The sequence below is a fragment of the Thalassotalea euphylliae genome (assembly GCF_003390375.1).
GTDB classification, from domain to species: Bacteria; Pseudomonadota; Gammaproteobacteria; order Enterobacterales; family Alteromonadaceae; genus Thalassotalea_F; species Thalassotalea_F euphylliae_A.
On record NZ_QUOT01000001.1, the window covers coordinates 3,666,026 to 3,679,700 of the forward strand.

The 13,675-nt window shown below is 42.0% G+C and carries 10 protein-coding genes; 5 read left to right on the forward strand and 5 right to left on the reverse strand.

From position 1 onward, the window contains the following. Nucleotides 1-122 precede the first annotated feature (122 nt). Together rdgC and DXX94_RS16015 are read right to left on the reverse strand one after the other, a co-directional pair. Nucleotides 123-1,052 carry a recombination-associated protein RdgC gene (gene rdgC / locus DXX94_RS16010; protein ID WP_116017432.1) on the reverse strand — a complete coding sequence of 310 codons (930 nt, stop codon included), beginning with the start codon at nucleotides 1,050-1,052 and terminating at the stop codon, nucleotides 123-125. A 95-nt stretch (nucleotides 1,053-1,147) separates the two neighbouring features. Further along, nucleotides 1,148-2,899: a sensor histidine kinase gene (locus tag DXX94_RS16015; RefSeq protein ID WP_116017434.1), complete on the reverse strand. Its 1,752-nt coding sequence runs from the start codon at nucleotides 2,897-2,899 to the stop codon at nucleotides 1,148-1,150. A gap of 295 nt (nucleotides 2,900-3,194) precedes the next feature. On the opposite strand from DXX94_RS16015, the gene DXX94_RS16020 reads away from it, so the two are divergent. The 5 genes from DXX94_RS16020 (at nucleotide 3,195) to DXX94_RS16040 (ending at nucleotide 8,854) form a co-directional block, all read left to right on the forward strand. Beyond that, complete coding sequence (locus DXX94_RS16020) at nucleotides 3,195-4,118, forward strand: porin (protein ID WP_116017436.1); 924 nt, start codon at nucleotides 3,195-3,197, stop codon at nucleotides 4,116-4,118. Nucleotides 4,119-4,505: 387 nt separating this feature from the next. After that, on the forward strand, nucleotides 4,506-5,201 hold the full coding sequence (gene phoB, locus DXX94_RS16025; RefSeq protein ID WP_116017438.1) for a phosphate regulon transcriptional regulator PhoB: 696 nt from the start codon (nucleotides 4,506-4,508) through the stop codon (nucleotides 5,199-5,201). 4 nt (nucleotides 5,202-5,205) lie between these two features. Continuing rightward, nucleotides 5,206-6,507, forward strand: coding sequence for a phosphate regulon sensor histidine kinase PhoR (gene phoR / locus DXX94_RS16030; protein ID WP_116001078.1), 1,302 nt, complete (start codon nucleotides 5,206-5,208; stop codon nucleotides 6,505-6,507). 263 nt (nucleotides 6,508-6,770) lie between these two features. Further along, nucleotides 6,771-7,736, forward strand: coding sequence for a PstS family phosphate ABC transporter substrate-binding protein (locus tag DXX94_RS16035; protein ID WP_116001077.1), 966 nt, complete (start codon nucleotides 6,771-6,773; stop codon nucleotides 7,734-7,736). A gap of 236 nt (nucleotides 7,737-7,972) precedes the next feature. Further along, nucleotides 7,973-8,854, forward strand: coding sequence for a LysR family transcriptional regulator (locus DXX94_RS16040; RefSeq protein WP_116017440.1), 882 nt, complete (start codon nucleotides 7,973-7,975; stop codon nucleotides 8,852-8,854). A 178-nt stretch (nucleotides 8,855-9,032) separates the two neighbouring features. Here DXX94_RS16040 and DXX94_RS16045 read toward each other — a convergent pair whose 3' ends face one another. The 3 genes from DXX94_RS16045 to ppk1 all read right to left on the reverse strand — a co-directional run bounded on the left by DXX94_RS16045 (nucleotide 9,033) and on the right by ppk1 (nucleotide 13,515). Next, nucleotides 9,033-9,707 (reverse strand): type 1 glutamine amidotransferase domain-containing protein, encoded by a 675-nt coding sequence (locus DXX94_RS16045; protein ID WP_116017442.1) that lies wholly within the window; start codon nucleotides 9,705-9,707, stop codon nucleotides 9,033-9,035. A 128-nt stretch (nucleotides 9,708-9,835) separates the two neighbouring features. Beyond that, entirely contained in the window at nucleotides 9,836-11,386 is a 1,551-nt protein-coding gene (locus DXX94_RS16050; RefSeq protein ID WP_116017444.1) for a Ppx/GppA phosphatase family protein, read from the reverse strand. 5 nt (nucleotides 11,387-11,391) lie between these two features. Further along, the gene (ppk1, locus tag DXX94_RS16055) at nucleotides 11,392-13,515 is read right to left on the reverse strand and encodes a polyphosphate kinase 1 (protein ID WP_116017446.1); all 2,124 of its coding nucleotides are present in this window, start codon (nucleotides 13,513-13,515) and stop codon (nucleotides 11,392-11,394) included. Nucleotides 13,516-13,675 lie beyond the last annotated feature (160 nt).

Below are 13,675 nucleotides of genomic sequence, written 5' to 3' on the forward strand. Positions count from 1 at the left end.
TTAGATGTTTATTCCAGTTAAAACACGATCAAAAAAGCCGCAGATGCGGCTTTTTTAATGGGATAATCCATTCAGCGCAGCCATTGGGGCTACGCTAGTTTTATTAACTTAAATTAATGATATTACTTATCTTCGTCATCAAGATAGTCAGTCGTTTTTAACGAAAACTCCGCTAACAAATCGGTGATAAAACGATTTATTTCACCAGACATTAACGCAAAATCGGCGTCAAGGCGTGCAACGATATCGTCTTTATCAATGTCGTCGTTTTGCTCATGAAGTACATCAAAAAACTTCAAGCGTTTCACCGCCAAGTCATCACAAAGAATACATGACATCGCTTCATCCCACTCTAGGGCAACTTTTACCGCGTATTTTTCCGCATCAATATGCGTTTTGATTTCATCGCTGGTCAGGTCTTGGTTTTTAACGCGAACAACGGCTCCGTCATCACCTAAGGCATTGAATTCAGCTTCCATACCAAGTTGGAAGTTTTCTCCTAAGCTGCGCTCGGTGATCCAATCTGTCATGACTTCATCTGGCGCTTGGTCAGGGCTAAAGCTAGTGACTGGCAGCGTACCTAGTACTTTTCGGAGCAAGGCAAGAAAATCTTCGGCTTTGCCGCGAGAGCTTGAGTTAACCACGATAATGTTGTGCTGTGGCGAAACATAACCGTGTGTGTCGCTGTAACGGCTAAAGGCACGAGGCAGTAACTCAAAGGTGATGTCTTCTTTAAATTGTTCTTTTTCTTTTTTCGTTGCACTTCGCCCTTGCTCTTCTTCAAGCTTAGCGCAGCGCTCTTCAAGCATTTCTTTAATGACCGGTGCAGGCAGAATCTTTTCTTCTTTACGTGCACACATTAAAAAATTGCCGTTTGCGCCATGTACTAGCGTGTTGCCATGCTTACCCAGTGCATTTACCCAACCAAAGTGAGATTGCTCTGTCGATGCACATGGTGTGTACGGGTGCTCCGCTAAATGCTGTTCTAGTTCTTGTTCGCTCCATTTAAATGGGCGCGTAAAAGCGAAGAAGTAAAGGTTTTTAAACCACATCAAAGCTATCCTTTTAGGGTAAATATGAAAACGGCCGAGATCATACCGTAATTAAATACGTGAATCACGCAGTTCGAATGGTCGTTTTAGGTGAATTATTTCATATTGTTAAATTCAATATGAAAAGCTAGCCCTTGGCTAGGCTCACTTTCGGCACGAATCACCCCATTTAATGTGTCAGTGACTAGGCTATGGACAATATGAGTGCCAAGACCTGTACCGCCTTCACTTGATTTAGTGGTGTAAAACGGTTCAAACAAATAGGGCAGGGCTTCTGGTTTTACGCCATGGCCATTGTCACGGTAATCAATATAAATGCGCTCTTGCTGGTAGCTAATATCTATTTGAATTTCGCCGCGGTTTAAGCCGTCAAAGCCGTGAATGATTGAGTTGATAATTAAATTTGTAAATATTTGCGAAATTGCACCGGCATGAACATGAACATCGATATTTCCAGGGCAGTTTACTTTCACGCGATGCGTCGTTTTCTTGAGCTTAGGGTGTAGCGATTGAATGACTTCATCAACATACTGAGCCATATTAATTGGGCGAATTTTATCGCTGGTTTGGTCAACGGCGACTTGTTTATAGCTGGCAATTAAATCAGAGGCACGGCTCAGGTTATTGAGCAATAAATTGATACTTTGCTCGGCATTTAATAAAAAGTCGTCCATGCTGCGTTTGGTGATCACTTGTTCATCGACATCACGCTTTAATTTATTGAGCAGATCTGACAAATAACTAGTCGAAGTGATACTCACCCCGATAGGCGTATTTATTTCGTGTGAAACTTCTGCCGACAAATTACCAAGTACTGCCATTTTTTCCGCGTCAAGTAATCGCGCCTGCGCTTTATTTAGTTCAATAATGGAGTCTTTTAGGTCGCGGTTGGTTTGCGTTAAGGTTAGCTCTGTTTTTTTACGGCGTTGGTTTTCTTCTGTTAGTTGCTCTTGTTGTTTTAGTAACTCTCTTTGCTGCATCTCCATGCGCAGCATACTGGTACTCAAAGATGAGGTTTTTTTCGCAACTTCTTGTTCCAACAGCAGGTTCTGTTCATCTAACTGTTGGTTGGCGTTCAGCAAGTCGGTCTGTGCTAGCGCAAGCTTTTCTTTAAACTGCACCAATTCGTCAATCAGGTTGTTGTATGCATCTTCCAGTATATTTAACTCGTTCCTTTCAAAGTTCGCGGAATGAAATTTTGATGCTTCAGGGTCGTCAAGGTCTAGCCGGTTAAGCTGCTCAGTTAAGCCGCTAAGTGGCACAGTGAGGAGCTTGTTAAAGGCAAGGCTAAATAGGATCACTAACGCTGCGGTTTTTACCATGGCGTTGCCGATTAAAAAGTAAATACCTACTTCGATGCGATTAAAAATAACCTCGTTGCTGGATAATAAGGTTACAGAACCAACCGTAGTGGTGCGGCCAGAAAACTCGAAAACTAGCGGAAACGTATGGCCGAATGAGCGACCCGCGAGCGTTCCCATATCTAGATGACGCTCAGCGTTAATATCGATCAGGGCATTGTCAAAGTCTTGCCCGTTAAGCGCTTGTGTTTCACCTAGTTCGGTGATTATTTGGTTATTTTCGTCGGTTACCTTAATCCCTTTGATCATGGGAATAGCGACTAAGCCTTCTGCAATATCAATAGCTTGCTGTGTATTTAACTCCCATACCGCACGCGTTAAACTACCGCTGAATGTTTTTTCAAGCGTTAATAATTCGCTGTTAATGTGGCTTTTGGCGTTGTAATACTCCGCCGCAATCTGAACACAAGTAACGATAAGTGTGAGAACAAAGTATAACGACAGCACACGCGCCAATAGCTTACGTGATATACTGGTAACCTTCATTGAGTGCCTTTCGGGTTCTTATTCTTAGTATTTGATTCTAGCCACTTTACGTTAAGTTAACAGCCTTTTTTCACTTGTTCGGTTTCTGAATACATGTCTTCATCAATTTCAGAGATTGCGTGCAATAAAGGTAATTGTTCATTACAATCAGCGACTTGTAACAATATTGCAACGTAAAAGACTTTAAAGAGTCATAAAAGTTTCAAAAAAAGTACACACTGTAATAAAAGTGTCACATAGGGTTGTCACAATGCGCGGCAATTGAAAACCGCCTATTGATTTAAAGGTAATGAGCATGAAATTTACAAAGCAAGCTATCGCTTTAGCGATTCTTTCTGCTTCTTCATTCGCAGCTTCTGCGGCTACTGTTGATGTATACGGTAAAGCTATTCTAACAGTCCAAAACTCTGACGAAGGCGAAGGTTCTTTCACTGAAGTTAAAAGCCATAACTCTCGCATTGGTTTAAAAGGTAGCCACGAGTTACGTCATGGTTTAGAAGTTGTTTACAAGGCTGAGTTCAAAGTTGATATGGACGGTGATAGCGATGACAACATTAGTTCTCGTAATCAATACGTTGGCCTTAAAGGTGGTTTTGGTGAAGTATTGTTAGGTAAAAACGATACAGCATTGAAAAAAGCTCAAGGTAAAGTAGATTTATTCAGCGACCTTGATGGTGATATTAAGCAAATTTGGAAAGGTGAAAACCGTCTTGCTGATACCATCACTTACAAGTCGCCAAAATTTGCCAACTTCAAATTAGCACTAACATACATTGCTGAAGACAGCCTTGATGCTGAAGACGGTATTTCTGCTTCATTAGCATACGGTGATGCTGGCCTTAAGAAGTCAAAATTCTACGCAGCAGTTGCTGTTGATTCAGAAGTTAATGGTTACGACGTAGCGCGTATTGTTGCTTCAACTAAAGTGGCTGGTGTTACTTTAGGTGCTATTGCTCAAACTCAAGAGAAAGTTGATAGCGACGTTGAAACAGATGGCTTCATGGTTTCTGCTAAATATAGCGTTATGAAGAACTTAGACCTTAAAGCACAAGTTCAAACTGCTGACACTGATGGCGGTGACGACAAGTCTGGTTTCACAGTTGGTGCTGACTACAAGTTAGCGAAAAGCACAAAAGTATTTGGTTACTTCACATCATTTGATATGGATAGCCAAGCTGACGAAGATTACTTAGCAGTTGGTGTAGAATACAAATTCTAATCCAGATTGTTAGTTTGAAATAAGAAAAGCCGCCCTGTGCGGCTTTTTTATTGCAATTTTTATTGAGTAAGTCATTTAGTAAATCATTTAATAAATTGCTTAATCAGTCATATGTATTAGCTAACGGCCTTGTGAATTTTGATACTACGCGACGAATGCAGTTATTGCTTGTAGTGTAATAAAAGTGTAATCAAAGTTTATCACAATGGACTTATTAACTAGAGCTAGTCACAGTATTTCTGTAATAATAGTGGGAATGTAGAGTCGAGTTAATTATTGCTTTAATGACTGAATCAATAATTACCATCGTTCAATTCCTATTATTGATAACCCATTCAGTGATGTGGCGAGCTAATTATTGATTAAGTTATTTCAGGTACATTTTGAATGAACAGACAAATCTTAGTGGTTGAGGATGAAGCCCCTATCAGGGAAATGATAACTTTTGTATTAGAGCAAAATGGCTTTAATGCAGTAGAAGCGCAAGATATTGATCAAGCGATGGCTAAGGTAGTTGAACCGTATCCAGATTTGATTCTACTTGACTGGATGTTACCTGGTGGCACTGGTGTAAAGTTAGCTAAAACCTTGAAGCAAAACGAGTACACACGCAACATTCCGATTATCATGCTAACGGCGCGCGCCGATGAAGAAGACAAAGTAAAAGGCTTTGACGCTGGCGTTGATGATTACGTTACCAAGCCGTTTTCACCTAAAGAGCTAATCGCTCGCATCAAAGCGGTTATTCGTCGCGTTTCACCAACGGCGTTGGAAGAGGCGATTGAATTTCATGGCATGAAGTTAGATCCGGTGGCACATCGGGTCACTATCAATAATAGTGATCTTGATCTAGGTCCAACCGAGTTTCGCTTGCTACACTTCTTTATGACTCATACAGAGCGCGTATATTCGCGTGAGCAATTGCTTGATAATGTTTGGGGAACAAATGTTTACGTGGAAGACCGAACCGTTGATGTTCATATTCGTCGCCTACGCAAAGCAATTTCTGGCCATGGTCATGAAGACTTTATTCAAACTGTGCGTGGAGCCGGCTATCGGTTTTCCGGAAAGATACTAAACTAGTTGTATGCCCTTTAGAATTTCTACACGACAAGTTGTTGTTAAACTTGTCTTTATTTTCTCTATCAGTGCTCTATTAGGTTTTCTAATAGGGCACGTTTTCTTTGTAATGCTGTTAGTCGCGTTAGCGATAATAGCGTATCAATATAAATACATTTTTACTTTGTCGACATGGCTTTGGCGCACCAAGTCAATATCACCACCTGAGGCAGATGGCCTTTGGGGGAGAATTTTTGATGGCTTAGATCGATTAGTGCGCAAGCATCGAAAGAAACAAAAGCGCTTGAATGAGCGCATTCGCCGCTTTCGAGATGGCGCTGAAGCAATTCCTGATGGTGGTGTTGTGCTGGGTAGCGACTTAACCATTCAATGGAGCAACAAGCGTGCAGCGAAGTTTTTAGGTGTTCGCTGGCCAGGCGATCAGGGCCAACGCATTGACAACTTGCTACGTGCGCCAGAGTTTGCCCACTACTTAGACAAAGGCGACTTTGAAAACCCTTGTTTGTTGGCTTCGCCAGTCAATACGGATATTCAATTAGAATTGCGCTTTATGGATTACGGCAAAGGCGATTTATTGTTGCTTGCGCGTGATGTGAGTAAAGTGCATCGCGTTGAAGAGATGCGCCGTGACTTTGTCGCTAATGTCTCGCACGAGCTAAAAACACCGCTGACGGTAATGCGTGGTTATGTTGAAATGATCCAAGCTGATGGCAGCAGCTTAGCACCGCATTGGCAGCAAGCGATTGATGTTATTGAGGGGCAAGTCTCTCGTATGGATCGCTTGGTTGAACAGCTTTTGGTGTTATCAAGAGTTGAAGTCAATACTGATGATGAAATTAAGCAGGTTTTAAACGTTCCTGAAATATTGCAACAATTGCTTAAAGACGCGCATTGGCTTAACCAAGAGAAGAAACATGCTATCAGCGCTGAAATCGCCGATGGCTTAGGCATTCTCGGTATTGATACAGAAATTAAAAGTGCCTTTGCCAACCTGTTGTCAAACGCCATTGCCTATACGCAGGAAGGTGGTGAAATCTTGGTATCGTGGCAGCGCTATGGCAGCAAAGCGAAATTTACGGTAAAAGACAATGGTCCGGGTATTCGCCCTGAAGATGTCAACCGGCTGACTGAGCGTTTTTATCGGGTTGATAAGTCACGTTCGCGTAATACTGGCGGTTCAGGTTTAGGCTTAGCAATTGTCAAACACGTGCTGCACCATCACAATGCTGAGCTAGTGATTAGCAGTCGCTGGCAGCAAGGCAGTGAGTTTTCGATTGTTTTTGAAGAAAACTCTGTGACTTCAGTGTAAAAACTTCCTTTACTGAGGTTGCATAATCACCTTTTCGCCGGTGACAACCTCATCTAAAAGGCGCGCTCAAAGCGCCTTTTTCTCCATCCTTTTGAGCAATTTATTTTAGTTTGTTGGCTGTAATATAAGTGTCACAAAGTGGAAATATAATTGTCATAATTGATTTATATAGTGTTCACAAATCTTACATATGACCAAGTTATGCATTTACGTGAAAGTGCAAATTTGGTGCTAATTATTACAAACGCTCATTGGAGAATATTATGAGTTTCAAACGTGCATTAAGCGCAATTGGTTTAGCAAGCTTAGTTAACTTTTCAGCCCTTGCTATCGACAAAGACTTACCTGAATACAACAAGGTTAGTGGTATCTCTGGTAACTTATCATCTGTTGGTTCAGATACTTTAGCTAACATGATGACGTTCTGGGCAGAAGAATTTAAGCGTACTTACCCAAATGTTAATGTACAAATTCAAGCGGCGGGTTCTTCTACTGCGCCACCTGCATTAACAGAAGCTACTTCAAACTTAGGCCCAATGAGCCGTAAGATGAAATCTCGTGAGATTGAATCGTTCGAGAAGCGTTACGGCTACAAGCCAACAGCGGTTCGCGTTGCAATTGATGCATTAGCTGTATTTGTTCACAAAGATAACCCAATCGAAGGTTTACGTATCGACCAAGTTGATGCAATTTTCTCTAGCAACCGCAAGTGCGGTGCTGCAGAAGATGCGGATCGTTGGGGTGATTTAGGCCTAAGCGGCGAGTGGACTGGTAAAGACATTCAATTATATGGCCGTAACTCTGTATCTGGTACATACGGTTACTTCAAGAAGAAAGCACTTTGTAAAGGCGACTTCAAAAATACGGTAAACGAGCAACCAGGTTCTGCATCTGTTGTACAATCAGTATCTGCATCACTTAACGGTATCGGTTACTCAGGTATTGGTTACAAAACTTCAGGTGTTCGCGCATTACCACTAGCTAAGAAAGGCGACAACTTTGTTGAAGCTTCAATGAACAACGCTGTTTCTGGTAAGTACCCACTTTCTCGTTACTTATACGTTTACGTGAACAAGCACCCGAACAAGCCATTAGACCCAATGACAACTGAGTTCTTAAAAATGGTATTGTCTAAGTCTGGTCAAAAGATTGTAGAAAAAGATGGTTACATTCCATTGCCAGCTAAAGTGGTAGCAAAAGAATTCAAAAAGTTAGGTATTACGCTTTAATCTAACTTAGCTGATTCGCTAGTTACTTAGCGGATAAGTTTCGAAAGGCCAGCATTGCTGGCCTTTTTTGTGCGTATTACTTTTGTGCCTATTACTTTTGTGCGTATTACTTTTGTGCCTATTACTTTTGTGCCTATTACTTTATACACATAGCACCTTTGCGAGTGAGTTTTTCGGCCATTAGCGCAAAGCTGGTAACATAACCGGTAACTATCAGAACTAGACTAGAGCAAGTAATGGAAAGCTTTGAAGGTGTTATTGAATTTGTTACTGTCGCTGAAAAGCAAGGCTTTACGGCGGCGGCAAAGCATTTAGCGTGCAGTACCAGCCATGTTAGCCGTCAGGTCAATCGTTTAGAAGCAAGGCTAGGCTGTGCCTTATTAGCGCGTAACACCCGCATGGTAAGTTTAACACGGGCAGGTGAGGCCTATTACCAGCAATGCAAAGACTTAGTGCTCGGCTTGCAACAAGCCAATGAAGCAGTAAGTAGCCAGCAAGTAGAACTGAGTGGCACATTACGTGTTAGTGTTGCGGGTACCTTTGCCGAAATGTATGTAGTGCCGGCATTATTAGCTTTTATCAAGAAACACCCTGCGCTTAGTTTAGAGATCGACTTTAACAGTCGTATGGTGAACTTTGTCGAAGACGGTTTTGATTTCGCGATACGTTATGGCCAGTTGAAGGATTCTGGGTTAATTGCTCGGAAGTTGGTTAATCGCTCCATGATGGCAGCAGCGAATCCAGAATATCTAGCGCAGTTTGGTGAACCGCAATCGATAGATGAGCTAAAAGCACACCAATGCATCATCAGTAACAATGACCATTGGCGGTTTATGCAAGATGGGCAAGAAGTTGTGACCAAAGTGACTGGGCGATTTGTTTGTAATAACGCCAACGCAGTGATGAGTGCTTGCCAAGCCGGGCATGGCATTGCCTATTTACCCAAAAGTAACTTTACTCAATTACTCGCTGAAAAAGCCGTTGTTCCGATACTAGAACCTTTCTGGAATACCGATATTAGTAGCTCAATTGTTTATCAAGATCGTCGCTATTTACCGAGTAGGGCACGCGCCGCTATCGACCATTTAGTTGCGTATTTTGAAAACTGGCAAGAATAGATCGGTTAGGGTTGAGGTTGGTAAAGGGAGAAATTGCTAAAGAGATAGATTAGTAAATAAGGGATCATGAGTGCTTGAGTGGTATTACAGGCGACAACTGATATGTCGCCTCTAGAAAGTCACTGAGATTGAGCCAGCTAATCGACTATCACTTTTAAGCGACTAGCTTTTTAAGTGACTAGCCTTTTAAATTATTAACTAGCGCATTACCGACTGCGTGAGCACTTGCTGGGTTTTGGCCCGTGATCACTCGCTTGTCTTCAACAATGAATTCACCCCATGGCTGAACTTTACGGTATTGTGCAGCATTGCGCGCTAACGACTCTTCTAACAAAAACGGAATATCATCAATTGTGTTGTAATCAATTTCTTCTTCGCGAGTGAAGCCAGTTACTGCTACTGTTGATAACAGCTTGTCACCTGATGAAAGTTCTATCGGCAGTAAACATGCTGGGCCATGACATACTGCAGCAATAATACCGCCTTGTTCATAATGCTTAGCTGCTAGTGCACCAAACTCATGATTTTCTGCTAGATCAGATAGTAAGCCAAAACCACCAGGGTAGAAAACAGCATCAAATTCGTCGATATTGACCTCTGAAACAGGTGTTGTATCAGCTAATTGCGCTTGAAAAGCGGGGTGTGAAAGTACTTTTGTATTAATGCTATCTTCTTCGATATCAGTACCATAAACTGGAACTGCGCCACCTTTGATAGAGGCCAGTTGATAAGCAATGCCTGCGGCGTCTAACACATCAACAACATGAGTCAATTCTGGCGCGTAGGTGCCGTTTACTTGATCGGTTTCGCCAAGTGTCGTGTGGTTTGTTAATGGAATAAGAACTTTTTTCATTTTTGCCTCAGTAATAACATCAATCTAATAATGGTAACTATCATAAAGTGTTTTTGTATGGCTGATAATGGCACTAACAGACAAATAACTATTGCTATACAGCAATAGTTATATTCCAAAGATAGGTGCTAATGAAAGTTGACGGTAATACCAACTAGGCTAAGTTGTTTGCGCTCTTGCGCTAAATCCACCTCAACAAGTGGTTTTTCGTTTAGCCAGTTTGCGGGAAAATGTAAGTTTAAGGTGTCTTTTTGGGCACTCATTTGTATGTCAGCGTGCTCTGTTAGCTGGCGCTGTTGGCTGAGTAAAATGGACAGACGCAAAATAGCGAGCAACTTGGCTAGGCGCAACTCATCAAGCAGGTACCATAACTGGTTGTCTTCGAATTGTATTTTTTTACGTTGATTTCCCACTAACCACGCAAGTGCTTGCTGTTGTTCAAGGTTGAAGCCTGGTAAGTCGGCGTTCAGCAAGATATAGCGGCTATGCTTATGGTAAGCCGATGGGTTGATGTCGTAGCCGATTTCATGCACCCAAATAGCCCAATTGAGTAGCTGCTGATAGGTTTTCTTGTCAAGTTGCCACAATCGACTGGTTGCTTGATATATACGGGTTGCTAGCTGTTGTACTTTCTCGACTTGTTGCTGATCAATATTAAAGCGAGTAGATAGGCTATTAATCGTGCGATCGCGAATATCGTCAAACTGAATGGCTTCAAGTTGTTCGGAAAGTACGCCTTCTCGCAATGAGTAATCACAATAATCAATACTGTCTATCGCCAGCAATTCGGCAATACCAATTAAAATTGCAACACCTGGGGCAATAATATGGCGACGGCTTTCTTTAAGGCTGGGCAGTTGTATGTTGTCGGCGTGACCAAAAGCGATTAACTGATCTTTAAAGCTGTGTAACTCTGCTAAATTAAAGGCTTGGTTATTGCCGCGACTAAGGTTGAGTTGCTGAAAAATAGTCTTTAGCGTGCCGGAAGTGCCAATCACTTCTTGCCAGCCAGCATTTTTAAAACGGCTGACGTGAGATTCAATTTCCTGTTTGGCGTGCAAAATTGCTCTGGCAAAGGCTTGTTCTGTAATCTCGCCATTGGCAAAGTAAAAGCGCGAAAAGCTGACACAACCAATGTTAAGGCTGGTGAGCTGTGACGTTTGTAAATCTTTGCCAATCACACATTCCGTGCTGCCCCCACCAATATCGATGATTAAACGCTGGGTTGCTGGCGGTAGGTAATGGGCAACGCCTTGATAAATTAAACGCGCCTCTTCATGACCAGAGATGACCTCAATGTCGAACGGAAACACTTGCGCAGCAGCATCTAGAAAAGCTTGCGCATTGCGGGCTTGCCGAAGGGTAAACGTGGCAACTACCCGAAAGTTTTCTGGTGACAGTTTTTCAGTTAACGGTGCCAAATCACTTAGTGCTTTAACGCCGCGCTCTATTGCTGCCTGATCAAGAATGCCATCGTGGTCAAGTCCTTGCGCCAATCGCACGCGATATTTTTCTGAGTGCAAAATTTGCAAGTTGTCATTAACGACGCGAGCAAAGACAAAATGAAAGCTATTGGAGCCAATATCTAATGCGCCGATATGATAATTATCACTGCTGGCACTGTTGGTGTTCTTGGCATTAATATCAGACGCTATTTGTTTGTCATTTGCTAAGGTCATTCAGGCTACTCCACGTTTTTCAGCGCCTTTTTATCAAGGCGTTCTTGTGCTTGCAAGTAATCATATATTGCCATTTGTGAACGCACAGCTTCACGTTTACCTTGTTTCACGTATTGATTGTCTTGTGCTTGATTAATGATGCGCGCTTTTTGGTTATCACTAAGCTGAAGTTCTAGCATATCAATAATGCGTTGCTTTAAGGTTTCATCATAGACTGGGCAGCCGACTTCCACACGCTGGTCGATATTGCGTTCCATCCAATCACCTGAGCTGATAAAGAGATTGTTCTCGCCATTGTTGTGGAACATTAGTACCCGTGGATGCTCTAAAAACTGGTCGATAATGGAAATCACTTCAATATTGTCACTCACACTCGCCATTTGCGGAATTAGCGTACACATACCGCGCACTATCATACGAACTTTTACGCCTGCGCTACTGGCGCGGTATAAGCGGTCTATCAACCCTTTATCGACAAGGTTATTAATCTTGATCGTAATTTGTGCTTTATGGCCTTGTTCGGCTTGGGCAATCTCATTGTCGATAAGCTGATAGAAGCGTCGACGTGATGTCAGTGGCGACACTATCAAGTGATTAAAGCGAAAACGCTTATAACTGTGTGCAATAAAAGAGAAAACATTGTCTACTTCTTGGGTGATCTCTTTATGTTTGGTAAACAGTGAGTAGTCGGTATAAATACGCGCGTTTTTCTCGTGAAAATTGCCTGTGCCGATATGAGCGTAACGAACAAGGAGTTCGTTTTCTACTCTGGACACTATACAAAGCTTGGCGTGTACTTTGAGTGATTCGATACCGAATTCAACGTGAATGCCAGCATCCTTCATTCGCATTGCCCACTCGATATTGGCTTCTTCATCAAAGCGGGCACGCAGCTCAACAACCACTGTCACTTGCTTGCCGTTTTTTACCGCTTCCATCAGCGAGTTTAAAATCTCAGAGTTTTTGGCGACGCGATAGATATTAATTTTAATGTGCCTGACCGACGGGTCGTACGACGCTTGGCGCACAAATTCGGTAAAGTGCCTAAATTTATAATAGGGGTAGTACACCAGTACATCTTGATGGCTGATGGCATCAAACACGTTATTGAAAGCTGAAAAACGCTCAGAGTCTAATGCCGTTATCTCTTGCTTTTCGAGTGTTTCATCACCCAAGTTAGGAAAACCAATAAAGTCTTTAAAATGGCGGTAACGCACACCGGGTACTAGGTTATTTTCATCTTTAATTTTCAGCGCCTTACGTAGAAATTTAACCATGTATTCCGGCATATGGCGGTCAAAGCCCAAACGAGCAGGCGCTGCGTTTAGCCTTTGCTTTAAACCTTTTGACATTTTGTCTAGCAGGCTTTGATCAAGCTCGTCATTTAAGTCATATTCCGCATCACGGGTTAACTTAACGGAATAAGCATCCATGTCTTCATATTCGAAAATACCGTTAAAAATATCGTCTAAAAAGTAATGCACGATATCATCAAGCATAACCACGCGTTGCATGCTTTCGTCGTCTTCTTTGGGCAAAATGATAAATCGGCTGACCTCTTCACGAGGGATCTCAATCAGCGCATATTGCAAGTTAATCCCTTGTTTCAGGGCAACCAAAAGATAAATACCATCATCATTCAAGCAGTTAACTAAATGTGTATTCGACGAAATAATGATGGGGGTGATGTGGCGAACAACTTGGTGTTCAAAGAAGGTTTTTAGCCAAGTTTTTTGGCTTTTAGACAGCTGCTTTTTGAATATTTTTGATTTTTCATCGTTAAACAACAATTCAATATTGTGGCTTTGCAATTGTTCAAATGCTTCGGCCGCAATTGGCTGGAATTTGTCCGTAAGCTGTTTTACTTTAACGATAATTTCATCAAGTAAGGCTTGGTCTTCATTGAGCTGGCTAGAACTGTCGGTCGTTGTGGCTTTGGTAACAATCAGTTTGCGTCGGATATTGGCAACTCGAACGCGAAAAAATTCATCAAGATTAGATGAGTAAATGCCAAGAAAACGGATTCGTTCAATTAAAGGGACATTGGGGTCTGCGGCTTCTTGTAACACTCGTTCGTTAAACGAAAGCCAACTGAGTTCTTTATCAAAATAGATGCGTGAGTCGTTCATTTACTACTTATACTGCTTATTTCCATTAATACCGATAAGTTATCTGAAAATTGTGACAATCAAGCGACACTTGTCATTAAATTGTCATGTATTTTCCGTTACTCGCCTGAGATGGCAGGTTAATTTTCGCATTTTAATGCAAACAAAGCTCAGTGGGAAA